This is a genomic window from Streptomyces boluensis, from assembly GCF_009908195.1.
Lineage (GTDB): Bacteria > Actinomycetota > Actinomycetes > Streptomycetales > Streptomycetaceae > Streptomyces > Streptomyces boluensis.
Genome location: NZ_JAAAHS010000032.1, coordinates 1 through 21,831 on the forward strand (window position 1 = coordinate 1; position 21,831 = coordinate 21,831).

Here is a 21,831-nt window from a genome sequence, read left to right on the forward strand (position 1 = left end):
GTGGTGGGGTCGGGGGTGTAGTACAGGGCGAGCCGGTCGTCGACGGCCAGGACGGCGCAGTCCCGGACGCCGGGGACACGGCGCGCGACGGCCTCGGTCTCGCCGGGCTCCACCCGGTGCCCGGCGACCTTCACCTGGCGGTCGGTGCGGCCCCGGAAGTACAGGAGCCCGTCGGGGCCGCGGTGGCCGAGGTCGCCGGTGCGGTAGGCGCGGACGCGGTCCAGGTCGGTGGGGTGCGCGGCGGTGGGGTGCTCCGCGGTGGCTCGGGGTAGCTCGGTGAAGCTCTCCGCGGTGGCCTCGGGCAGTCCGAGGTAGCCGTCGGCGAGACCGTCCCCCGAGACCCATATCTCGCCGTCGACGAGGTGGACTCCCGTATCCGGTACGGGAGTTCCGAGCGGGATGCCGTCCGGCCGGTCGCAGTCGGCGGGGGTGATCCGGTGCAGGGTGGCGAAGACGCAGCTCTCCACCGGGCCGTACCCGTTGAAGACCGCCGTGTCCGGGTGGCGGCGCAGCAGGGCCCGTATGTGCGCGGGCGAGAGCACTTCGCCGCCGGTCAGCACGTGGGTGAGCCCGGCGAAACAGTCCGGGTCCTCGTCGACGAAGAGGTTGAGCAAGGACGAGGTGATCCACAGGGTGTCCGCCCCGTGCCGGGCGATCAGCTCGCGCAGCTCCTCGGGGAGCAACGTCCGGCTCGTACTCATCGCACAGGCCGCGCCGCTGAGCAACGGCCCCCACACCTCCAACGTGAACGCGTCCCACGCCACGGGCGCCGCCTGCACCATGACCCGCCCGGCCCCGAGCCCGACGAGGGACCCTCCGGGCGGGAAAAGCCGGGTGGTGGCCCGGTGCGGGGAGATGACGCCTTTGGGGGTGCCGGTGGTGCCTGAGGTGAAGAAGATGGTGGCGGGGGTGGTGTTGCTGCTCGTTGGTGGCTGGTCTGTGGTGGGCGTCTCGGGTGCCGCCGGCGTGCGCGATGGCTCGCGGGTACTCGGCGTACCGGGTATCCCCTGCGCCTCCGTCGCCCCTGGCGTCCATACGGGGATTCCGCATCCGGTGAGCGCCTCGCCGACGCCGACGGGTGGGGCGAGGGCGGCGACGACGGTACGGAGTCGTTCCTCGGGCCACGCGAGGTCCAACGCGGCATACGCGGCACCGCACTTGAGCACCCCGAGGAGCACGGCGACCAGCTGCGGGGTCCGGTCGAGGGCCACCGGGACGAGGGTGCCGGGGCCGACGCCGAGCTTGCGCAGCTCGGCGGCGTACGCGTCGGCGGCACGGTCGAGTTCGCGGTACGTCAGGCGCCGGTCGCCCTGGAGGAGCGCGGGGGCGTCGGGGGTGCGGGCGGCGTGCCGGGCGACGGCGGTGTGGATCAGCCGGTGCCCCGTGGCGTCACGCACGGTCCACGGCGCGGGCGAGCGCCGCGCTGAACTCACCGACGGTGTCGCTCTCGAAGAGTGCCTCGGGCGCGGCCTTCACGCCGAGCTCCTTGCGTACGCGGGCACAGATCCGGATGGCCTGGAGCGAGGAGCCGCCGAGGTCCTGGAAGTGCTCGCCGACCGGTACGTCTCTCTCCCCGAGCACTTCGCCGACGATCCCGACGACCCGCGCCGCGACCGCCTCCACCTCTGACTCCATGGCCGCCCCTCGCCCTAATAGATTCGAACAAGCGCCGCACTGTTTCTATCAAGCACGAGCGCCGGGGTCGCCTGTCGGGGCACGGGGCGCGTGCTCTTCGGGAGGTTGCGGCCCCGGGGAACGGGGCGGACCGACGACCACGGGATTCACCTTGGCCCACCCCGGACCCCACTGTGTAAAGTGTGGAAACCCCCGCGCACGCACGATCCCGCGCGGTGTGCCTCCTTAGCTCAGATGGCCAGAGCAACGCACTTGTAATGCGTAGGTCGTCGGTTCGAATCCGACAGGGGGCTCGGATCAACCCCAGGACTCACTCGCCGTGACCTGGGGTTTTTTCTATTCCGTGACCTTAAATCTGTCGGCGTGTCAGCGCAGAGGTCGCGCCAGGCGCCCCTTGGTGGCCGACCGGTGGCCAAACGTGCAAACGGCGTGCAGCGGCGGTGGCCGAGAGTGCCGATGAAGGCGTACGGTCAGCGGCCTGGTTGTTGTTCCACCCCTACAAGTCGTTGCCTGGCAGCGCCGCCTGACAGGGCTTCGGCCAGGTCCAATAGTCCTGGAGTCGCTCGCCGAGCAGGCAGGCAGGGTGGTTCCGCATCGCTACCAGCGTGTCTTCTCGTGGTCATGCGCATGGATGCCGGGCTCGCTTTCGGCCGTGGCGGCAGCGCTCGGAGTGCGAAGCGGAGCCTCGGCAAGCTAGGGCCAGCGGGGGATCGATGTGCTGGCGGCTCGCCCGAGGCTGGCTCGGCGGTCGCTGGGGGAGCCGCGCTTTGGCGCGGCTGTCACTGGGGCGGAAGATGGTCACGCTGCGCAATCACCTGCAGTTCGCTGGGTCTGATGCGTGACGTCCATCACATGCCGGAGCCCCGGTCAGATTCCAGCTGACCGGGGCTCCTTCTCGCCTGCGTCAGGCGGACCGTTCTTCCTTGACCTCGTCGCTCTTGCGTGGAGGCGTCATCCTGGGCCGGCGGGGCGAGACAGTCGGCGCCCCATCCTTCACTGCCGCCATGGCCCTCCGGGCGTGCGGCACGAGCTGTACGACCTTCTCGGCGGCGTCACGAGCGAGATCGTCCAGGACCGATTGGTAGATGTCCCGGGTGATCCGCGTGTCCGAGTGGCCGAGCGTTTCGGAGACCACCTTGATGTCGACACCGGCAGCGAGCATCAGCGTGGCTGCGACGTGGCGAAGATCGTGGAGCCGGATCGGAGGAAGGCCAGCGGCTTCCACTAGGCGCTCGAAGAGGTCGCTGACCTTGCCAGGATGGAGGAGGGAGCCGTCCTCCTGGGTGAAGATCCGACCTGTGTCCTGCCAGCCCTCGCCCCACGCTTCCTGTTCCCGTTGCTGGCGGAGCTTGTGAGCCTGGAGGTCCTGGTTGGTCTCCTCGTCGAGGGCGATCAGGCGGATGCCGCTTACGGTCTTGGGCGCACCCTCGTGGACCGCCCAGCCGTCCTGCACGAGCTGGGTGGCGATGGCGAGCGAGCGGGCCTTGGCCGAGTGATCTTCCCAACGGACGCCGCATCCTTCGCCACGTCGTGTGCCCCGGAAGGCGATGAGCCGCCAGAGCACGTACAGCCGGTCCTGCTCGACGAAGTCGAGGAACGTCGCCGTCTGCTCGGGGGTCCAGACCATGACCGGCGAGGGCCTCTCGCCGGTCTCCTTCCAGCGCGCGATGCGCTCGTCGCTCCATACGAGGGCCTTGGGCTTCGTGCCCGGCAGCAACTCGACGTGCGCCGCAGGGTTGAAAGCGGGCATCACCTGCTGGGCTATGGCGACGTTCAGCGCGGCGCGCAGGGTGTCCCGGATGTGCGGCTGGGTGTTGAGGCCGGTGATCCGCCGAAATGGAGGCATCGCGTCGAGCTGAGCCCGCAGCCAAAGGCGCCGCGCGCGATTCTCGGCACCCTTGTTCGGCGTGGCCTTGAGGTCATCGCGGACCACGCGCCGCTGGGCGTTCTGTTCTTGGATCTCGATGTTGCGCTCGTTGATCGCGTCGAACATCGAACTGATGTGGTGTACGCGGAGCTTGTCGAGGCGCAGGTGGCCGAGATGCGGCTTCAGGTGGACGCGGATATCGCACTCGTAGCGGGCCGCCCCACCGCGCCGCAGACGCTTGCGTCCCGCCAGCCAGGTGTCGAGCCACTCCGCCACGGTGACCTTGGAGTTCAGGGACTGCCCTGTCTTGAAGCGGCGACGGGTCTCGTCGTAGTCCGGGACCGGGTCCTTGTCCTTGACGCAGTTCTCCAGGAGGTCGCTGATCTGGGTTTTGCCCCAGGCGTCGTCCTCCTCGGGAATGGCCATGAGGGCGCGGACTTTGTCCAGCTCCTCTTGGGCCTTGGTGGAGGTCTCGAAGCCGCCACGACGGAACCGCCTGCGGTCACCGTTCTGGTTGGGTTCGAGTTCCTGGACGGCGGTCCAAGTGCCGTGTCGGCGCGAAGACTTGAGCTTGGGGCAGGAGGCGCCGTACTCCTTCTTGGTCTTCGGGTCCGTGCAGCGGCACCGTCGTATGAGGTTGCCGTTTTTCACTCGCTGTCCTCCGAGGGGGGCAGTGCTTCGGGCTGGTCGACAAAGGTCAACTCGTCAGGGAGGGCCGGGGGTGCCAGGTCGCGGTCGCGCATCCGGCCACGGAACATGCGCAGTTCCTGGCAGTCCTCGAACGCGTGCTCTTCGTAGCCCTCGGCGCGCTGCAGGAGTGTGGCTCTGCGGGCCCGGTCCAAGGTGGTGCTGGCCGCCCGTCGCCTTTCCCTGGCCATGGCGTAGGAGGACATCGCGGCAGCCACCAGGTCACCGTGCTGACGGAAGAGGTCTAGGACGTTCCGAGAGGAGCCTTCGAGGGCGGGCTCGTCCAGAGGCGACTCGCCGGTGAACCACGCGACCGCGTCCCAGGTGGACAGCTCGCGACCCGGCAGGACCTCGACCGTCGCAGAGGATCCGAGTGGAAAGAGAAGAGTTACGGGTGGGACGTCCATGACGTCAGCGAGCACGACGACATCCGCCACGCTGATACTTGCCTTACGCCCGGACTCTAGATTCTTGAGGGAGTGCTCGGTGAGTTCCGGCAAGCCGCGGGCCGCGCAGCCCTGCGCGACTTCGGCCATGGTGAGGCCGGCGGCCTTACGTGAGTGTCGCAGGCGTTGGGCGATCCGACCGGTGAACGCTGCCGACCATTGATCAGGTGTCATGGTGACACCATATGAACCAATGAGGTGCTGCTGCAACTCCATGATAGGTCTTCCGTGTCATTGGAACACGGAATATGGCAAGGAGAGCGTCATGGTGGCATCCGATTCGTTTCGCGCGGCACGAGGACTGACGGGCGACGAGCTGCTCGCCCTCCCCGCTGTGATCGATCTCGACACCTCGAACCGAGCATTGATGATCGGGCGGTCCACGGGATACGGACTCGCCAAGCAGGGGGAGTACCCGGTCAAGGTGCTGCGCCTCGGCAACGCCTACCGGGTGGTGACGGCTGACCTGTTGAGGCTGTTGGGGCTGGAACGGCAGCAGTCCGACGGAGGTCAGGGAGAGTGCGCAGGCGAGGGTCACGACCTCGCTGCTTAGGAGCAGCGTGTCCTGCACGTCGACCAGCACGACGAAGCCCCCGACAGATGTCGGGGCCTTCGTCGTCGGCGCTCGTACGGGCCGGTCAGCGGGACTACCTACGAGGCGCTCGTCCGGACGAGCGCCCCATGCTCGTTCCGCCCGTACGTGCGGCCCGCGTTCTTCTCGATCTTCCGGGCGACCTCGGAGCCCAGATCCACGTCATTCATCTGCGCCAGACCTCGTCGAGGGCGGCATGCGGCAGCCGCTCCACCACGGCAACCCGAGTTCTGAGCCCCGGCACGGTCGACGTCAGGCCCGCTCGGCCCAGTAGTCTGTCAGCATCTCGCCCGGCCACGCGGGCTCGTGGACTGTCCCGCGCGGTCCCATCTCCGTGAAGTAGGGCGAAAGATCGTAGATCTTCGTGCCGACCACAGCGTCCAGGTCGGTCACATGCAGGCTGAGCCCGTCGACCTTCACCAGGCGCGGGAAGCTCTGCGCCAGTTGGTTGGGTCGTCGGTGATTGCGATGGGCGAATGTGCCCGTTGCCGGCCACTGCGTGTTTCCGCGCGGGCTGCGGGCGTGGCACTCGACGTCATCGGGTGACGCCTGGTCGAAGTGCCACACGACGACCAGGTGGGAGAACTCCTCCAGGCCCTGGACGGCATCGAGGGGGAATTCCTCGTCGAGCTGGATCACCGACTCGACGCCTCCCCAGTAGTCGTCGGCGACATCGGTACGGCCCGCGACAACTTCCCCGATCGGCTTGATCTCCAAAGCCATGGCCCCAGCCCTTCGATTGGGTGTCGACGACACGGATGATCAATCTACTTGGGCCAAGTACGAGGCCGCACGGGTGTCCAGCGCGCCTATCGCGGGGATGCCGCGCTTGCGATAGGGAGAGAGAAGTTGCCGCATGTCAACGACCGTCTGGCGGGCACGTCCTGAGTAGATCCCGCCCTCCATCGCGTCGAGGACGTTGGTCCACGTCGCACAGGCTTCTTCGACGCCGCCCTGCGCGATCTGCGCGGCGCCCATGTACCCGAGGGTGACCGCGTGCGTGCGCCGGAACGCGGCTCCGCGCGTGCGTACGGAGCGCCGGAACTGTTTGACCGCACGTTGGTGATCACCGAGATCCCGCAAGGTGCACGCGGTCTCGTGCGCGAGAGACGCCTCGCCGAAGAAGAAGGTCCGGTCCGGCTCCCTGATCCCGTCGTTGGCGTTCGACAGGTCGTCCTCGGCGCGAAGCAGCGCCCTTGCTGCCTGCTGCTTATGGCCGTTCGCGGCGAGGGTGCGCGCGTGCACCACACCGAGGAGCGCTCGCTCGCGGGGGGTGGCCGCCGCGTACCGCTCGCCATGCACCGAAGTCTGCGCGATCTGGAGGGCCTCGCCTCGAAAGCCCAGATCGAGCGCCTGGTGCGCCATGGCCCGCAAGATGTGCCCGCTGAGGGGTGCGTCGCCGGAGCGGGCAGCGAGCTTCACCGCGGCGTTGAAACGCTGGAGCGCGACCGCGTGCTCGCTGTTGTCGAAGGCCATCCAGCCGGACACGTAGGCCAGCTCGGCGGAGGCCGAGAACATCGCGCGACGGGTCGCGTCGTCGGCGAACCGGCCTCGGACGAATTCGTTGGCTTCGTGCTTCAGGTACTCGTCGACCGCGCGCCGGCCGTGGCCGCCGCCGCGCCGCTGGTCCATGCGCGAGAAGGCCAGGGTCAGCTCTCGTACAGTCTCGACGTCTCCGCGCCCGACCCGCATGCCTGTCGAAGGCTCCTCCGCCGACGGCCTCGACATGGCGTCCCACCACGTTTCGTCCGGCAGAAGCAAGGCCGCCGCGCAGTACACGCCACCCGCCAGCAGCCGACGCCGGTCCGTGTCCACGCCACTCCCCAAGTCATTCAGCGCGATCAAGGGATCGACGCGCCAGTCCAGCGCCCATGCGCTGATGAGGTGGAAGCTGCAAACCCGACTTCTTGCGGCGTGATCTCACGCTTCAAACGACGGGACAGCGCCTGGCACAAGATATCGGGCGCGACCCCTGTCGGCTGGGTGCCTCCCACTCACATGCTCACGTGGGAGCGGCCGACCTTGGAGTTCTCCCGCACCTCGCCGTTCAGTGTCTCGGCGGAGACCCGGTTGTACGCGGATGCCGCCTGTGCCCGTGACCAGCGAGCTTCCAGGAGAGTGCGGCCAGCTGCTCGTTTCTCTCGCGCGCCATCCTGCGCCCCCGCCACCGAAAACGATCTTTGACCACGTTGGCCGACCCGCCCCAGCTCGTAGTTCAGGGCGGGCACGGCTCCAAAGTAATGCTCAACTGATCGCCGGTATAGGCGAGATGACCGAGAGTCGCCCCTACGGGGCGAAGCAGGGTCAGCCTGTTGAGCGGATCATCACCGTGAGGCGGGGCGAGGCCGGTGACGGCTGGCTGTGGCCGATGTCCTCGTATCTCCACGACTCGTAGAGAGCGTGGACTTTCCCGTCCCCTGCTGCTTCGTTGACCATCAGCGTCACGTACGACTCATCACAGCCGGCAAGGAGCGTGTCGTGTATGTGTCGCGCTACTCCGGTGCCCCGCCATGCGGGGCGCACGCCGATCTCCTTCAGCGCCAGGGCTGCACGCACGGTGTACTTCTCGCTTGGCGCGGGGTTGGTGCGCTGCCAGTACCGGTCCCCGTCCTCGATCGTGTTGCCGTAGGCGTACCCCACCGGACGCTCGCCCTCGTAGGCGAGTACCGCCTGAAAGCCGGCCTCGGTGCCGTGCCGGTCCAGCCGCTCGCCGAAGGAGGACACCGCGTAGTTCGCATGATGGAGCAGCGGTGCCCGTACTTCGGCATACACGTCAAGCAAGTCGTCGCGGACGGCGTCCAGTTCGGTGAAGGAGCGGAGTTCGATGGCGGGTGCCGAGGTCATGCGTTGGGCCTCCAGGCGGCGGTGTGCTCGGTCCAGGTGCTCGCGCTGGCACTGCTCGGTGGGTGCAGTTACCGGAGGTCCCTGAGCATCACTGCGTACTGGGGCGAGTCGTCGTGTGACTTGGACTCATCCACCTTTCGGTACCCCCAGCTCTCGTAGAGCCGCACGACCTTCTCGTGTGCGATCTCCACCTGAAGCGAGACCACCCTCGCATCCACGGGGGCTATCAGTGCGTCATGGATCTTCTTGGCTCTGCCCGTCCCGCGCCACTTGGGTAGCACCATGAGTTCAGACAACGCGAAGACGGGGCCTCGTAGATCACTGGGCCGGGTGCTGCCCTGCCACCAACCACCGGGCGCGAGAACTGAGCCGTAGGCGTAGCCGACCGGGCCTCCGTTCTCCCAGCCGGATACGCACCTCCAGTTCGTCCGTGAGGACCACCGGTCCAGGAAGTACGTGAAGCGCTCGCGAGAATGGAACGGGTCGGGGTTGTCCGCGTACACCTCGTCGTGGATGTCCAGCAGCATCGAACGCACATCTTGAGCGTCGACGTGGCCGTACCGCCTCAGATCCATTGACGAGACTCCTCGGTCCACCCGGTTACTTCAGGCGCCTTCGATCCGGAGGCGATGAGCAGTTCACGCCCCCTGGCCAAGGTCTTGGCAGTCCTTTGCGACCCAGACTCGGGAAGCAGCAGGGCTGATGCCTTCTTCGCCGTGGCGCAGCTCAATTCAAGCTCACCCTGCCTGACCTGCGCCAGAGATAGGTGCGCGGTGAACAGCGCTCTGTCGCGGGCCATGTCCTCGGGGATGGCCGACAGTGTTCGGTGCAGACAGAACTCCGCCCGGCCGTGCTCCCCGACCGCGGTCCATACGTACGAGGACAAGGCGTCGAACTCGGCGGCCCCGTAAAAGCTGATCCAGTCTGAGTGCACAGCCTGAGTGCTGCGGCCGAAGTTCTTCTCTGCCAGCCCGAGAGCGCGTAGGGCGTCTGTGTGCTGATCCAGTCGGGCCAGCGCATTGGCGTTGCGCATGTGCCCGAGAGAGGCAAAGAGAGGATCACGTCGTGCTGCGGTCGAACGCTTCATCACCTCGGCGCTAGCCGCAGCTTCAGCGTGGTTCTCTCGCATACTCGACGCGAGCATCAGGTGATCCCACACGCGATACATCGTCTGGCTGTCCCGTGACAGGCCGGCCAGGGTCATGGCCTTGTCCAGGTGTGCACGAGCCCGCTTCGGGGAGCTTGCGTCGAGGGCGGCAAACGCCGCAGCTGCCATCGCTTCGGCAGCAAGGCGATGGAGCATGTCCCGTACGCGACTGGAGACCGTTCCGGTGGTGAGGGCGGATTGGACCCGCGTGCCAAGCTCGATGGCCAGGTTCTCCACCCGCCTCGTGCCACCCACAACTCGGTCTTCCTGAAGGATCTTCACGTAGTCCTGGCGAAACCTGTCGACGTCACTGACACCCAGCCGTCTCTGACTTGCCTTCGGAGCAGCGATGGCCAAGCCCGCTCCACCCACTGCGTTAACGAATGCGCGACGCTGCACGGGCCCGTCCTCCGATGGTGCGCGACTCTTCCGTCGTCGGGGGACGAACCCTAAGTCCTCGGACGAGGCGTCCAGCACCTCTTCGATGCAAAGCCGGATGCGGTCCTGCGGCCACTTGGTCTCGTATCGCAGCCAGCGGCGCACGTCTGCGTCAGTGACCGAGCCATGAGAGCCGGTAAGTCGTTCGACCGCGAGGTTAATTTCCCTGGCCAACCCGGCCTGGGAGAAGCCGAGTTGTTCGATCCGCGCTTCCAGCTTCGTGTTCGCGTACACAGGACGAAGGTAGCGCTCCGCGATCAGGCCACGACAGCGCGAAGGTAAAAATCACCGGGGTCATGCGCTGTAGTTCCACCTGGTTCCACCTGTCGCCGCTGTCGTGCCGGTCGTTCACTGGTTGTCGCCTGAAGGCGTCCCGAACCCGAAGTAGGGCGATGACGGAATGTCAGAACGTAGGCGAGCTCCGTATGCGCTGGTCGCCGTACCGCGACACCGGCCACACGGTCGAGTGGGGCGACCCCACCCCCGAGTGGTGGGAGGACGACACGGTCTTCGGCCGCTTCTACGGCTACAGCGAGGACGCCATCGCCCGCTTCGTGCGGCACCACCCACGAACCCCCTCTTCAACTGTCTCCGAAACGTGCTCCCCCACGGCCTCGTAACCGCTGAAGAGGGCCCAACTCCCTTTCCCCGCACCCGAGAGGACCAGAACCATGTGCGCGCACACCCCGTCGTGCCCCACGGCAGACGCTCCCGACAGGGAGGCCGCGCATCTCATAGCGCCCCACCCGGAACAAGGCTGCCTGCTCTGCAACGGCGTCCTGCTCTTCGACACCGGCGAGCTTCTGCCCAACGGCGAGGTCATCGCCCCGCACCGGGCTCTCCCCTCTCTCGTGCTGGCGGTGACCGCGTGAGCACATTGGACACAGTGGGTTCCGATAGGTCACGGCCCCTCTCCCTCGTCATCCAAGTGGGAGGGCTGATATTGATCGCCGGTTTGGCTCCAGTGGCCGGCGGCCTCATGCAGGCCGGTGCCTTATACGGAGTGCAGTGGCCACGGGGAGCCTTCCGCCTGCTCCAGTTGGGGCACGTTGCGGCCGCCGTGATTCTGTTCTTCTGGCTTTCGTGGGTGGTCATAGCCCGTACCACACGCTGTCGGACCCGCCCACGGCGGCGGTTGCTCCACCGGGGCGCCGCGGTCGCTTCCGGGGCGCTCGCGGTCTGCGCCGCTGCACCCGGGACTGGGCCGGTGGGCAAGGCGATCTTCGGGTGCGTGGTGGCATGGCTGGCACTGGAGGTGTGCCGAGCACAGGGCCTGAACCTGGACAAGGGGCCCGGCGCGGTGGCCGTGCCCCGGGGACGCGCCCAGGTATGGACGGTAGTGAAGTACACCTTCCTCGCATGCGCTGTAGGCGGGGCCGCGACGATGCTGTTGCAGCAGGCTTTCCGCCTTCTCGACACGGCGGCCGTGCCTGTCATGAAGGTGGATCAGCTCTCCACACTCGGTCTCTCCAGCCCGAGCGACCTTGTCTTCGCAGCCGTGTGGGCGGTGGCGATCGAGGACGTGGTGATCGTTGCGGCCGTCATCGCGCTGCTGACAGCCGCCCGTCGTCCCTCCTGGGAGATCTACGCCACGGTGTGCGTCATCGAGGTTGTCTTGCACGGCTACTTCGGACTTCCTGCCGTCGGCATGGCCCTGTACGCCGCGGGCCGCGTCTGGCTCTACCAGCGATACGGACGCCTCGTCCCGTTGCTCATCGGCCACTTCGCCGCTGATCTCTGGGGCGGCGTGATCATGCCGCTCCCGCTGAGTCACCGACTCGTGGCAGTGGTAGTGCTCCTCATCCCGTTGCTCCTGATCGAGCGGTGGGTGCAGGACCCCGCAGCCGCCGAAGCATCTGACTCGCCGGTCCTTCCTCCAGCGCGTACGGCGCAGGCAGAAGGATCTGGTCCGCACCCGGCCGCCACACTCACGAAGGCACCGTGATGGTGCCGCCTCCTAGACCGCCGCTCGGCGGCCCGGATGTGTGACGGGTCGGGCCGCCGAGCGGTTACAAGCCCGGCGCGCGGCTTTCGCCTCGTCCTTGAAGCGAGCCCTCGCGGCAGCGCACCGGCCTCTGCAAACCCGCTAGACCCGAAGCGAAGGTTAGGCACCGACATGACGAACGAAAGCACCCGCGAACAGGGCCGTACGGAACAGCAGTTGCGTGACGACCTGGCGCAGAAGCTCATCGAATTCGGAGCGGCGCGCAGCCCCGGCGTCGTGACCGCCTTCCGGAACGTGCGGCGGCACCTGGCCACGCCCGAGGTGGACATGGCCCGTACGTATGACGCCGAATTTGCCGCGATCACCAAGACCGACGAGCACGGGGTGGACATCAGCTCGGTGTCCGCGCCGCGTGTGCAGGCCATGCAGATGGAACAGGCCGACCTCGCTCCGGGCATGACCGTGCTGGAGATCGGCTCAGGCGGCCCCAACGCCGCCAACCTGGCTGAGGTAGTCGGGGAGAACGGCCACGTCGTGACCGTGGACATTGACCCGGAGGTCACGGACCGCGCCACCAGGTTCCTGAAGGCCACCGGCTACCAGAACGTCACCGTGCTGACCGCCGACGCCGAGCATGGTGCCCCCGAGCACGCGCCGTTCGACCGGATCATCGTGACCGTCCAGGCCGCCGACATCCCGCCGGAATGGACCGCCCAACTCAAAGACGGCGGACGCCTCGTCGTACCCCTGCGGATGCGCGGGTTGACGCGCACGGTCGCCCTCGTTCGCGACGGCGACAGGCTCGTCAGCGACGGGGTCGAGCTGTGCGGTTTCGTCCCCATGCAGGGCCTCGGCGAGAACCGCGTTCGTCTCGCCGTCCTCCACGACGTGGAGGGCGAGGAGGTCGGCCTGCGCCTGGACGGCCACCCCGAACCCGACACCGACGCCCTCGCCAAGGCGCTGATCACGCCGCCGAACAAGGCGTGGTCGGGCGTGACGCTCGGCGGCAGCGAGTCCAACGAGCACCTCGACATGTGGCTGACCACCGAGCTCGACAACCTCCCGCTCCTGGCCGCGAAGCCTGGCGCACGGCAGCGCGGCTTGGTGGCCTCAGCCTCCCCGCTGGGCATCCCCACGCTCGTGGACGGCGACTCCTTCGCCTACCGCACCGTGCGGGCCACCGACGAGGACGACCGCTACGAGCTGGGTGCCATCGGGCACGGCCCGCACGGACAGCAGCTCGCCGAGCGCCTGGTCGAGGAGATCCGCACCTGGGACCGCGACCACCGAGGCGACCGGGCGCACATCGAGGTCTACCCGGCGGGCACGCCGGATGACCGCCTTCCCGCTGACGGCCGACGCATCGAGCGGCGGCACTCGCGGGTCACGATCACCTGGCCGTAGCCACCACAACGACCGCGGTCCAGGTAGTCAGCACATCCCTACAACTCCCTGGAGGAGAACGAGATGGCACAGCAGATCAGCTCCAGCAGCACGGTGCTGAAGGCGGCGACCGACTTCCGCGCCGACGGCGGGGACTTCGACCTGGCGATCGAGACCATCGCCTCGGCTCCCGTTCTCGGCTCGCTGCTGAACGACACCAGCGACAACTGCACCTCCACCTGCGCGTCGGCCTGCTCGAACAGCACCTGCATCGGCGGCTGACCGGCAGTACCAGCACCAGTAGCTGACGGTGCCCGGGGGCGGGGGTTCGTTCAACCGCCCGCCCCCGGGTGCGCCGCGAGCCGAAGGAGTACGGATGTACCGCAGCATTGACGCGAGCATGATCAGGGCATCGGTCTTTCCGCTCAACTGCGCCGCGCCCACCTGGCCCGGAGAGAGCGCGAGTACAGAGCAGGTCACCGAGTGGATCGAACACGTCTGGGCAGACGATCCGCGCGCCGAAGCCATCAGCCACGCCTCACCCCTCCTCGCATCGGCCGTACGAGAAGTCGTCGCCGGTACAGCACGTCCGTCTCGCGCCCGTCGCACCGGCCGGTCCCTGGCCCGCTACCTTCTGCGGATGCGCTACCGCGCGACTCCCTTCGGGCTGTTCGCTGGTCCGGCCGTCGCGCACACTGGCCAGGAGGCACACGTCCACTGGGGGCACGCGGACCGGGCATTCGCTCACGCCTCCGCCGCGTGGCTGCACGAGATCACCACCGCCTTTGAGCGTGACCCTGCGGTGCTCCACTACCTGACGGTGGTCGCCGATCCCGGCCACATCGTGCGCGGTTCCCGCATCACCGTCCTGAACCAGCCGGGCAGCGAAGGTCCCACCGACACAAGCCTCCGGCGCACCCGGGCCGGCGAGGCCGCATTGAAACTGGCGCGCCACCCGATCCCGGCTCACGTCCTGATGGCCAAGCTCGGCATCGAACACCCCGAGGCTCCGAAGGCCGCCATCGAGGACATGGTGCGCAACCTCGTCGCGCACCGCGTCCTGCTGACCGAACTCCGAGCGCCGATGACCTGCCCCGATGCGCTGGGATACCTCGTTACCCGGCTCGAAGAGAGCGGCACCGACGTGCCTGCGGTCACCCGGCTTCGCTCCATCCAGGGACTCCTGGAACAGCATGACCGCGCACCCGCCGAGGAACAGCCCAAACTGCGCGAGCAGGTGACCGCCGCGATGAGCACGCTAACCGGCGTCACCGACCGCACCCTCATGGTCAACATCCGACCAGACGCCGACATCATCCTTCCGCAACACGTCGCCCGCGAGGCAGAACGAGCCCTGGACCTCATGACCAGGATCACGCCCTACCCGCACGGCTCTGCCGCGTGGACGGACTACCGGTCAAGGTTCCTGGAGCGGTACAGCATGGGGACCGTCGTGCCGGTGCGCGAGCTGACTGACCCCGACACCGGCCTCGGCTTTCCCGTCGGCTACCGCGGTACCGTCCTGCCTCGCCCCGTCCTTGCCACGTCGCCGCGCGACGAACACCTGCTCCGGCTCGCCCAGGACGCGGCTCTCACCGACCAACGGGAGATCGTCCTCACCGAGGAGGACATCGACGCCCTCTCCCTGGGCGAACCCACGGCGGTCCCCGCCCACGTAGAGCTGTGCTTCAGCGTGTTGGCACAGTCCACCCGCGCGCTGACCGAGGGACGATTCACCCTGTCCACCGTCGGACTGTCGCTGGCTGCCGGGACGCTCACCGGCCGATTCCTGCCGATGCTGGACCCGGCGGACCAGGCCCGAATGGCGGCCGAGTACAACGCTCTGCCCACGCTGACCGAGGACGCGGTACGCGTGCAGCTCTCCTCGCCTCCGCTCAAGGGCCAGACCTACAACGTCGCCCGAGCGCCCTTGACCGCTCCCGAGGCACTGGCCATCGGCGAGTACAACCCAGACGCCACGATCGAACTGGATGACCTGGGGGTCGTAGCGGATGCCGGGCGGCTCTACCTCGTCTCCCTCTCCACCGGGCGCTGCCTGGAGCCGTCCGTGATGAGCGCGGTCGAATTGAGCACGGCGACACATCCCCTGGTCCGGTTCCTGTGCGAGGTCCACCGCTCCCACGCCGCCATCCTTGCCCCCTTCGCCTGGGGCGCCGCCGCGACGCTGCCGTTCCTCCCAGAAGTCCGCTTCGGCCGCACGATTCTCTCCGCAGCGTGCTGGCGCCTACGCGCCCGCGACCTGGACGATCCCGAGTGTTGGGAGCAGGACTTCATCAACTGGCGTATCCAGTACGGCGTTCCCCGCGCTGTGTACGTCGGCTCCAGCGACCAGCAGCTCCGCCTCGACCTCGACTTGTCCGCTCACCGCGACCTGCTCCGCGCCGAGTTGGACCATCACCGCGTTCTCTCCCTGCACGAGGCACCCGAAGAGAGCGCGTACGGCTGGATCGGCCGCGCTCATGAGGTGACCATGTGCTTCGCCGCCGCCCAGACGGCCACCCCGCCCCCCACCCGCTACGCGGTTGCCCGGCGCGACGCCGGCCGACTTCCGGGAGCCACGGACGACGCGTACCTGAAGGTCTACGGCAGCGAGGCCCGCGCCCCCGAGGTGCTGACCACCCACCTGCCCCGGCTGCTCGACGAGTTGGAGACATCGCCGGAGGCGTGGTTCATCCGGTACGCGGACCCCGAACCGCACTTGCGTATCCGGCTGCCCCTGCCGTCTCCGAACGCGTTCGGAGACGCGGCCCGAACGGTGGCGGAATGGGCGGACGAGCTGCGTGACGAGGGCCTGATCCAGCGCGTGCAGTGGGACACCTACCTTCCGGAGACCGGCCGATACGGCTCCGGCGCCGAACTGGCAGTCGCAGAGCGGTACTTCGCTGCCGACACGGCTGCCGCCTTGGCCCAGATGCGCCTGGGGCTCTCCCCGGAACTGCGTCCCGCCATCACCGCAGGCTCATACGTGGACATCGCCACCGGCTTCCTCGGCTCCCCCGCCGCAGGGCACTCCTGGCTGGTCCAACACCTGCTGCGCAGCGACGGCGTGACAGCGCCACGGCACACACAGGCCCTCGTGCTGCGGCTCACGGAGAGCGCCGACGCCGGTCCGGCTCTCACAGGCCTCCCCGGGGGCGACACCGTCCGGGACGCGTGGCAGCGCCGACGAGACGCCCTTGCCCGTTATCACCAGGCCCTCGACGCAGCAGGGCTCGACCCGTCCGGCGTCCTGCCGTCCCTGCTGCACATGCACCACAACCGCGTCGCGGGCATCGACCGTGACGCCGAAGCCCTCTGCCGCCGGATGGCCCGCGCGGCAGCCCTGTCCTGGAGCGTCCGCCACAAAGGAGCCGAGCGGTGACCACAGCCCCACCGTCCCCCGACACATCCCAGTCCTCCCGGCAGTCCCTCGCTCACGGCCTTCTGGGCGCCGCCCTGTTGCACATCGAGCGTGCCCGCCGTGGCACCGTGGACTGGAGCGAGGCGCACCGCGCCCTCGCGGGCATCGGGCCACTGATCGACGGACGCGACGCCAACCTCTTCCTCGGCGCCCCCGCGATGGCCCTCGCTCTGCACTTGGCCGCCGACGGGACCGACCGTTACGCGGGCGCGCTGCAAACGCTCGACGGTGTCGTGGCCGAACACGCCTGGCAACGGCTGACCACCGCGCACGCCCGGATCAACGCCGGCCGACGCCCCGACTTCGCCGAGTACGACCTGTTCCGTGGCCTGACCGGCATCGGCGCGCTGCTGCTGCGCCGTCAGCCCTGCAGCGCCGAGCTGAAGGGCGTCCTCGAGTACCTGGTGCGCCTGACAGAGCCCGTCACCGGCGAGACCGGCGAGACTCTGCCGGGCTGGTGGGTCAACCACGCTCCGGCCAGCGACAAGACGGCCACCCCTGGAGGACACGCGAACGCAGGGATGGCGCACGGCATCACAGGCCCGCTCACTCTCCTCTCCCTGGCGATGCGCGCGGACGTCACGGTGGATGGCCACGAGGCCGCGATCCGCCGCATCTGCCGATGGCTCGATCAGATGCGGCAGAGCGACTTTCGAGGAACCCGCTGGCCGCGCTGGATCAGCCACAGAGGAGCCGCGCCCGCCCAGCCAGCCACCCCCTCGTGGTGCTACGGCACCCCGGGCCTGGCCCGCGCCCAGCAGCTCGTCGGCATCGTTCTTGAAGACGGCAACCGCAAGCGGATGGCCGAACGTGCCCTTCTGCACTGCCTGAGCGACCCGGACCAGCTCGACAAGGTGGCCGACCGCGGCCTCTGCCACGGGTTCGGCGGTGTCCTTCGCACCGCGCAGCGCGTCGCCCAGGACGCTGAAGCCCCGACTATCTTCGAAGAGCGGATCAGGCCCATCACGAGCAGATTCCTGACGGCGGACGCCCCGGAAGAGGCAGGGTTCCTCACCGGGAAGGCCGGGGCAGCCCTCGCCTTCCAGGACGCCGAGTCGGGCGCCGAGCCCCAAGGGCAGTGGGACGTCTGCCTGCTCCTGACATGAGCTACGACCCGGACCGCGTCGAGCACGCTGTGCTCGCAGTTCTCGGCGGAGCGAGTATCGAAGGAGCGGCTGGCTCGGCTGGCACCACAGCACCCCGGCTTGCCGACGCGATCGAAAGGTACCGGGCCGCCGGCCGCGCCGAGCTGGACGCCGAACCGTCCGGATGGCACCAGGTCGACATCCGGTTCGCTGACCACGAGCACGCCGAGCAGGCGTTTCGCGCCCACCTCGCGCCCGCTCTGCGCGCCGAGCCGATCGGCTTGTGGTGGTTCGTACGGAAGGCCCCGCACTGGCGGCTGCGCTATCACTCCGCCACCGGCGTGCCTGCGGAGGACGCCATCGGCCACGTCACAGAAGCACTCGACAGTTCCGTCTCCTGGGGCGTGGCCTCCGGCTGGCGGCCCGCCCTGTACGAGCCGGAGACCGTCGCCTTCGGCGGCCCGACCGGGATGACGCTCGCGCACGCCCTGTTTCACGCCGACAGCGACGGCATGCTCGACTACTTCCGCGCGGCGACCGACGAGCCGTCGGAACTGCTGGATGCCAAGGCCACATCGCTTCTTGCCATGACGCTGCTGATGCGGGCGGCCCGACTGGAGTTCGGTGAGCAGGGCGATGTGTGGGGACGAGTCGAGGAACGGCGGCCGTTGGCCGAGGAGGTACTCCCTGAGCAGGTCAGCGCCATGGCCGAACCGATGCGGCGCCTTCTGCTGACCGATGCCCGCCCGCTCCTGGACTCCGGCCCCCTGGCACCCGTGCGGGCGTGGATAGAGGCCCTGGAACGCAGTGGTCGGCACCTGGCGGAAGCTGCGGAGAGCGGGGACCTCTGCCTCGGGAAGCGTGGGGTCCTCGCACGACACGTCCTGTTCCACTGGAACCGTATGGGCTTCACGGCCCGCCAGCAGTCCATCTGGGCACGCGCTGCGCGCGTGGCTGTGCTCGGCGCGGATTGAAGGGCCGCCCGCCCCCGAGTGGAAGCGAGTTCCGGGGTACGGTCCGCAACTACCAGGCGAAACAGCTCAGTTCCAACACCCGAGTAGGGGAATTCATGCCTCGGCTGCTGCTGTGGGATATCGACCACACCCTCATCGAGACGCGGGGCGTCGGCCGTGCCCTGTCCGCCGCGGCATTCGAGCAGGTGACAGGTAAGCGGATGCGGGCGCAGGCGGCCATCAGCGGAATCGCCGAACCAGTGATCTTCCGCGAACCGGCCAAGCTGCATGGCCTGAAGACGACTCGGGCCGACTTCGAACGGTTCGCGCAAGTCCTCGCGGAGGAGCACGTCGCCAACGCTCGCGACCTTCGAGAGCGGGGTGCTGCCCTTCCCGGAACTGCTGCTGCACTGGAAGCCTTGCACACGGCTGGCGTTCGGCAGACGGCGTGACCGGCAACGTGCGCGCGGTCGCGGCGACCAAGCTGCGCGTGTTCGCTTTGGACTCTCGGATCGAGTGGGAGGCCGGCGCCTACGGTGAGGACGCGGACGTTCGCCCCGACCTGGTCGCGCTCGCGCTGCGTCGCTCTGCGACCATGGCGGCGGACGCCGTGCTCATCGGCGATACCCCGGCGGACGTCGAAGGAGGGCGCTCACACGGCGTTCAGGTCATCGCGGTCGATACTGGCCGCAGCTCAACCGAGGCCCTGCGCGATGCGGGCGCGGACATCGTCCTCGACGACCTCACCGACACTGAACGCCTGGTCAAACTGGTCACCAGCCACAGGTAAGTCCACCCCTCCGCCTGCCTGGCAGCGGTTGGCCCTAGAGCCCTCTGGCCTCGGAGAGTTCCGCCATCAGCGCGTCTAGGTCTCCGGTGTAGACGATCATTTCCTCGTCGTCGGCCGGGGTGTCGAAGCGGGCGAAGAAGTCGCTGAGGGCTTCTGGGGAAACGGTGAGGGCGTTGGCGTCCTCGCGCTCATTACGCTCGGCCAGGCGCCGCAGCAGCTCGTCGCGGTCGACCGGAAGGTAGACGACCAGGGGGTGCCCGCCCGCATCGCGGGCCGCCTGCAGCCAGGCGTCGCGCTCAGCACGGCGCCACAGACCGTGATCAAGGACGATGTCCTGCCCGGCCTCGATCTCCTTGATGAATCGCTGCCGGATCGCCTCGACGACAGGCCGCTCGCGCTCGAAGTACGTGTTCTCGGGGTAGTCCACGCCGTACCGCCCGTGGATGCGGAAAACCTCCTCGTCCACGGACAGCCGGGTGAAGCCGTGGCCGACCAGGGCTTGGGCGACCGTGGTCTTCCCGGAGCCGGTCAGACCGGCCAGGAGAACGGCGAGGGGCACGGGGCCATCCCTTCCGCGACGAGGATGCACGAGCGTCGGGCATTGTCTCTAATCCTGGCCCGGTGTACGTGTGCAGGCGAGGGCCACGACCTCGCTGCTTAGGAGCAGCGTGTCCTGCACTCCGACCGGCACGACGAAGGCCCTCGACAGATGTCGGGGGCCTTCGTCGTCGGTGCTCGTACGGGCCGGGCGGCGTAACTACCTACGAGGTGCTTGTCCGGACGAGGGCCCCATGGTCGTTCCGCCCGTACGTGCGGCCCGCGTTCTTCTCGATCTTCCGGGCGACCTCGGAGCCCAGGTCCACGTCATTCATCTGCGCCAGGGCCGCCAGGTAGAGGAAGACGTCGGCCAGTTCCTCTCCGAGGTCGGGCAGTCCCTTGCGCCACGCGGTGAAGGCTTCACCCACCTCGGCGGTCAGGAGGCCGAACTCCAGTGCCACATCTGTGGTGTTGAAGCCCTTGAGTTCCTTGTTCTCCCAGGCGAGCTTCTGGGCGTCTCCGATGTCCAAGGCTCCTCCAGCGGCGGTACAGCAGGTGCCCTAGAAGCGTAGCGGGAGCGGTGTGCCCGACGGGCCGGCTTCCGCGAGTCGTCACCCTGTCGAGGGGAGGTCAAGAAGCGAGGTGTCGAGCGTGAGTACACGGGTGTAGTCCGCGAGGGTGGAGAAGACCCTGTCGTAACCCGTCACTAGTTCAGTGATTTCCTCCAGGCCGATCGCCTCGCCATCGCGTGACAGGAGTCGCTGGTGGATGACGGCGGGGGGCGCGGTCAGGTGGACGAGTACACCGGAGCGCTTGATGACGCTCTCGGCCAGGTCGATCGCCTGGGACCAGTTGATCCGGGAGCGACCCCGGTGAACCGGGCCGTACACCAGCTCGCTGATGAAGCACCGGTCAAAGAGGATCTTTCCGTCCCCGGCAAGGATAGTCCTGTAGCGGCTGGCCAGGTCGAGATGGTCGGGAGTCCTCGGAGAATGGACCATGGTGAAGCCGTTGTGTGTCGACAGGCGCTCGCCGAGCGTGCTCTTGCCGACTCCGTCGCAACCCTCCAGGACCACGGTCCGATAGCCAGCGATCTCGTCGGGGTTCATACGGCCAGCCAGGACAGGACGGCCTCTTCGTCGTTGAGGTGAGCGTCGACGGCGTACTGGATCATGAGGTTCCGCCAGTTGGGCTCGCGGCCGTGAGCGTGCGTGAGGGCCGGGCGCGGCTGGAAGGCTGCGATGCGTACGCCGCTGGCCAGAGCTGCACCGATGAGCAGGGCGGCACCCGGCGGTGTCTCAGGGCCGGAGACGTCGGCCAGCAGGCGGGCAGCCGAGCGAACCGCAGTCAGATCGGCCAATGCCCCCGACATCGGGTCCGACGCGGTGAAACGTCGGGGCACCACCACGGGGTGGCCGGCATCCGCACAGGTGTCTGCCAGGTGGTCTCTGCCCGATGCCGTGTAGGGCGACGCCTCGACGTACACCGACGTACCGATGGTTGCGGGCGAACTCGTTGGAAGGGGCGCACGATTCGGGAGGTCGAGCAAAGCGTCGACGGCCGCGTCGAGGGCCGTGTTCGTCTGGGCCACGTTGCGTGCTTCGAATTCCTGGAACCGCGACTGGCTCGGGGCGGGCGGCAGAGTCGGCGGTCCGAGCTTGGCCACGCGCACGATGCCGTTGGCCACGGCCTGGAGGAGGGGGTCGGGGAATTCGAAGTGAGGGCCGGCCTCGGTCAACGAGTAGGTCTGGAAGTCGGTGGTGAGCACGACGACGGGGACGCCGGAGGCGGCGGCGTATCCGATCTCCATGCAGACCCCGTCGTCGAGGCTCGGGCCGTGCAGGATCGCGACCATGGCGTCGAGCGATCCGAGACGGTCGCGGTCCAGCTCGAACAGGCGGCGTCCCTTGACCTCGGCGACGAGGTCCTCCTCGTCGGTGTCGCAGAACGGCAGAAAGACGTGATTGGGACCGACCTTCTTGGCGAGGCGATCGGCGAGGTCGGCAGCGAGAGCGCGGTCGTGGGCGGCGAAGAGGCGGTGGGCTATGTAGACAGTCAAGG

The 21,831-nt window shown here is 68.2% G+C and carries 25 protein-coding genes and 1 tRNA gene; 12 read left to right on the plus strand and 14 right to left on the minus strand.

Translation table 11 applies throughout. The annotated features are described in order from the left end of the window. Together GUY60_RS06990 and GUY60_RS06995 are read right to left on the minus strand one after the other, a co-directional pair. The coding region (locus GUY60_RS06990; protein ID WP_161694910.1) for an AMP-binding protein at positions 1 to 1,397 on the minus strand (1,397 nt) is incomplete at its 3' end. Further along, complete coding sequence (locus tag GUY60_RS06995; protein WP_161694912.1) at positions 1,390 to 1,635, minus strand: phosphopantetheine-binding protein; 246 nt, start codon at positions 1,633 to 1,635, stop codon at positions 1,390 to 1,392. The genes GUY60_RS06990 and GUY60_RS06995, both read right to left, overlap by 8 nt. Before the next feature lie 219 nt (positions 1,636 to 1,854). Here GUY60_RS06995 and GUY60_RS07000 point away from each other — a divergent pair. Then, positions 1,855 to 1,928, plus strand: a tRNA-Thr gene (locus GUY60_RS07000). Between the two features lie 611 nt (positions 1,929 to 2,539). Here the strand turns inward: GUY60_RS07000 and GUY60_RS07005 are convergent. Both GUY60_RS07005 and GUY60_RS07010 read right to left on the minus strand, forming a co-directional pair. Further along, complete coding sequence (locus tag GUY60_RS07005) at positions 2,540 to 4,153, minus strand: site-specific integrase (protein ID WP_161694914.1); 1,614 nt, start codon at positions 4,151 to 4,153, stop codon at positions 2,540 to 2,542. After that, positions 4,150 to 4,809 (minus strand): helix-turn-helix domain-containing protein, encoded by a 660-nt coding sequence (locus GUY60_RS07010; RefSeq protein WP_161694916.1) that lies wholly within the window; start codon positions 4,807 to 4,809, stop codon positions 4,150 to 4,152. Before GUY60_RS07010 ends, GUY60_RS07005 begins: the two co-directional genes overlap by 4 nt. Before the next feature lie 91 nt (positions 4,810 to 4,900). On the opposite strand from GUY60_RS07010, the gene GUY60_RS07015 reads away from it, so the two are divergent. Next, positions 4,901 to 5,188: a hypothetical protein gene (locus GUY60_RS07015; RefSeq protein WP_161694918.1), complete on the plus strand. Its 288-nt coding sequence runs from the start codon at positions 4,901 to 4,903 to the stop codon at positions 5,186 to 5,188. A 291-nt stretch (positions 5,189 to 5,479) separates the two neighbouring features. Here the strand turns inward: GUY60_RS07015 and GUY60_RS07020 are convergent, their stop codons facing one another. The 6 genes from GUY60_RS07020 to GUY60_RS07040 form a co-directional block, all read right to left on the minus strand. After that, the gene (locus GUY60_RS07020; protein WP_161694920.1) at positions 5,480 to 5,950 is read right to left on the minus strand and encodes a TrmO family methyltransferase domain-containing protein; all 471 of its coding nucleotides are present in this window, start codon (positions 5,948 to 5,950) and stop codon (positions 5,480 to 5,482) included. Between the two features lie 39 nt (positions 5,951 to 5,989). Further along, positions 5,990 to 7,042, minus strand: a complete 1,053-nt coding sequence (locus tag GUY60_RS07025) for an NsdA family TPR-like regulatory protein (RefSeq protein WP_246234408.1) — start codon at positions 7,040 to 7,042, stop codon at positions 5,990 to 5,992. Positions 7,043 to 7,068: 26 nt separating this feature from the next. Beyond that, a complete protein-coding gene (locus GUY60_RS40135) occupies positions 7,069 to 7,221 on the minus strand; it encodes a hypothetical protein (RefSeq protein WP_512700830.1) in 153 nt (50 codons plus the stop codon). Between the two features lie 310 nt (positions 7,222 to 7,531). Then, positions 7,532 to 8,071: a GNAT family N-acetyltransferase gene (locus tag GUY60_RS07030; RefSeq protein WP_161694922.1), complete on the minus strand. Its 540-nt coding sequence runs from the start codon at positions 8,069 to 8,071 to the stop codon at positions 7,532 to 7,534. 68 nt (positions 8,072 to 8,139) lie between these two features. Then, a complete protein-coding gene (locus tag GUY60_RS07035; protein WP_161694924.1) occupies positions 8,140 to 8,646 on the minus strand; it encodes a GNAT family N-acetyltransferase in 507 nt (168 codons plus the stop codon). After that, positions 8,637 to 9,890: an NsdA family TPR-like regulatory protein gene (locus GUY60_RS07040; protein ID WP_312866209.1), complete on the minus strand. Its 1,254-nt coding sequence runs from the start codon at positions 9,888 to 9,890 to the stop codon at positions 8,637 to 8,639. The genes GUY60_RS07035 and GUY60_RS07040 overlap by 10 nt, the downstream gene beginning before the upstream one ends. Positions 9,891 to 10,048: 158 nt before the next feature. Here GUY60_RS07040 and GUY60_RS38815 point away from each other — a divergent pair, with 158 nt between their 5' ends. The 10 genes from GUY60_RS38815 (at position 10,049) to GUY60_RS39680 (ending at position 19,233) form a co-directional block, all read left to right on the plus strand. Next, positions 10,049 to 10,276: a DUF6302 family protein gene (locus GUY60_RS38815; protein ID WP_281368393.1), complete on the plus strand. Its 228-nt coding sequence runs from the start codon at positions 10,049 to 10,051 to the stop codon at positions 10,274 to 10,276. Positions 10,277 to 10,327: 51 nt separating this feature from the next. After that, positions 10,328 to 10,528: a DUF5999 family protein gene (locus tag GUY60_RS07050; protein WP_161694926.1), complete on the plus strand. Its 201-nt coding sequence runs from the start codon at positions 10,328 to 10,330 to the stop codon at positions 10,526 to 10,528. A gap of 335 nt (positions 10,529 to 10,863) precedes the next feature. Beyond that, complete coding sequence (locus GUY60_RS07055) at positions 10,864 to 11,601, plus strand: hypothetical protein (protein ID WP_161694928.1); 738 nt, start codon at positions 10,864 to 10,866, stop codon at positions 11,599 to 11,601. Between the two features lie 171 nt (positions 11,602 to 11,772). Continuing rightward, positions 11,773 to 13,005 carry a methyltransferase, FxLD system gene (fxlM, locus tag GUY60_RS07060; protein WP_161694930.1) on the plus strand — a complete coding sequence of 411 codons (1,233 nt, stop codon included), beginning with the start codon at positions 11,773 to 11,775 and terminating at the stop codon, positions 13,003 to 13,005. Positions 13,006 to 13,068: 63 nt separating this feature from the next. Next, the gene (locus GUY60_RS07065) at positions 13,069 to 13,266 is read left to right on the plus strand and encodes an FxLD family lanthipeptide (RefSeq protein ID WP_161694932.1); all 198 of its coding nucleotides are present in this window, start codon (positions 13,069 to 13,071) and stop codon (positions 13,264 to 13,266) included. Between the two features lie 94 nt (positions 13,267 to 13,360). Then, entirely contained in the window at positions 13,361 to 16,366 is a 3,006-nt protein-coding gene (locus GUY60_RS07070) for a lantibiotic dehydratase (protein ID WP_246234411.1), read from the plus strand. Next, complete coding sequence (locus GUY60_RS07075) at positions 16,363 to 17,511, plus strand: lanthionine synthetase C family protein (RefSeq protein WP_161694934.1); 1,149 nt, start codon at positions 16,363 to 16,365, stop codon at positions 17,509 to 17,511. The genes GUY60_RS07070 and GUY60_RS07075 overlap by 4 nt, the downstream gene beginning before the upstream one ends. After that, on the plus strand, positions 17,508 to 18,464 hold the full coding sequence (locus GUY60_RS07080) for a thiopeptide-type bacteriocin biosynthesis protein (protein ID WP_161694936.1): 957 nt from the start codon (positions 17,508 to 17,510) through the stop codon (positions 18,462 to 18,464). The genes GUY60_RS07075 and GUY60_RS07080 overlap by 4 nt, the downstream gene beginning before the upstream one ends. Positions 18,465 to 18,559: 95 nt before the next feature. Further along, positions 18,560 to 18,895: an HAD family hydrolase gene (locus GUY60_RS39675; RefSeq protein WP_312866210.1), complete on the plus strand. Its 336-nt coding sequence runs from the start codon at positions 18,560 to 18,562 to the stop codon at positions 18,893 to 18,895. Next, complete coding sequence (locus tag GUY60_RS39680) at positions 18,892 to 19,233, plus strand: HAD family hydrolase (RefSeq protein ID WP_312866211.1); 342 nt, start codon at positions 18,892 to 18,894, stop codon at positions 19,231 to 19,233. The genes GUY60_RS39675 and GUY60_RS39680 overlap by 4 nt, the downstream gene beginning before the upstream one ends. A 34-nt stretch (positions 19,234 to 19,267) precedes the next feature. Here the strand turns inward: GUY60_RS39680 and GUY60_RS07090 are convergent, their stop codons facing one another. The 4 genes from GUY60_RS07090 to GUY60_RS07105 form a co-directional block, all read right to left on the minus strand. Further along, positions 19,268 to 19,792 carry a P-loop nucleotide/nucleoside kinase family protein gene (locus tag GUY60_RS07090; RefSeq protein ID WP_161694938.1) on the minus strand — a complete coding sequence of 175 codons (525 nt, stop codon included), beginning with the start codon at positions 19,790 to 19,792 and terminating at the stop codon, positions 19,268 to 19,270. 202 nt (positions 19,793 to 19,994) lie between these two features. Continuing rightward, positions 19,995 to 20,300: a MazG nucleotide pyrophosphohydrolase domain-containing protein gene (locus GUY60_RS07095; RefSeq protein WP_161694940.1), complete on the minus strand. Its 306-nt coding sequence runs from the start codon at positions 20,298 to 20,300 to the stop codon at positions 19,995 to 19,997. Positions 20,301 to 20,381: 81 nt separating this feature from the next. Then, positions 20,382 to 20,879: a nucleoside/nucleotide kinase family protein gene (locus tag GUY60_RS07100; RefSeq protein ID WP_161694942.1), complete on the minus strand. Its 498-nt coding sequence runs from the start codon at positions 20,877 to 20,879 to the stop codon at positions 20,382 to 20,384. Then, a complete protein-coding gene (locus GUY60_RS07105) occupies positions 20,876 to 21,829 on the minus strand; it encodes a nucleoside 2-deoxyribosyltransferase (RefSeq protein ID WP_161694944.1) in 954 nt (317 codons plus the stop codon). The genes GUY60_RS07100 and GUY60_RS07105 overlap by 4 nt, the downstream gene beginning before the upstream one ends. Between the last annotated feature and the right edge of the window lie 2 nt (positions 21,830 to 21,831).

Coding starts and splice junctions, on each gene's coding strand:
- GUY60_RS06995 (WP_161694912.1), bottom strand. CDS start 1,635: ATGGAGTCAGAGGTGGAGGCGGTCGCGGCGCGGGTCGTCGGGATCGTC.
- GUY60_RS07065 (WP_161694932.1), top strand. CDS start 13,069: ATGGCACAGCAGATCAGCTCCAGCAGCACGGTGCTGAAGGCGGCGACC.
- GUY60_RS07070 (WP_246234411.1), top strand. CDS start 13,361: ATGTACCGCAGCATTGACGCGAGCATGATCAGGGCATCGGTCTTTCCG.
- GUY60_RS39675 (WP_312866210.1), top strand. CDS start 18,560: ATGCCTCGGCTGCTGCTGTGGGATATCGACCACACCCTCATCGAGACG.
- GUY60_RS07035 (WP_161694924.1), bottom strand. CDS start 8,646: ATGGATCTGAGGCGGTACGGCCACGTCGACGCTCAAGATGTGCGTTCG.
- GUY60_RS07030 (WP_161694922.1), bottom strand. CDS start 8,071: ATGACCTCGGCACCCGCCATCGAACTCCGCTCCTTCACCGAACTGGAC.
- GUY60_RS07010 (WP_161694916.1), bottom strand. CDS start 4,809: ATGACACCTGATCAATGGTCGGCAGCGTTCACCGGTCGGATCGCCCAA.
- fxlM (WP_161694930.1), top strand. CDS start 11,773: ATGACGAACGAAAGCACCCGCGAACAGGGCCGTACGGAACAGCAGTTG.
- GUY60_RS38815 (WP_281368393.1), top strand. CDS start 10,049: ATGACGGAATGTCAGAACGTAGGCGAGCTCCGTATGCGCTGGTCGCCG.
- GUY60_RS07020 (WP_161694920.1), bottom strand. CDS start 5,950: ATGGCTTTGGAGATCAAGCCGATCGGGGAAGTTGTCGCGGGCCGTACC.
- GUY60_RS07050 (WP_161694926.1), top strand. CDS start 10,328: ATGTGCGCGCACACCCCGTCGTGCCCCACGGCAGACGCTCCCGACAGG.
- GUY60_RS07080 (WP_161694936.1), top strand. CDS start 17,508: ATGAGCTACGACCCGGACCGCGTCGAGCACGCTGTGCTCGCAGTTCTC.
- GUY60_RS07100 (WP_161694942.1), bottom strand. CDS start 20,879: ATGAACCCCGACGAGATCGCTGGCTATCGGACCGTGGTCCTGGAGGGT.
- GUY60_RS07015 (WP_161694918.1), top strand. CDS start 4,901: ATGGTGGCATCCGATTCGTTTCGCGCGGCACGAGGACTGACGGGCGAC.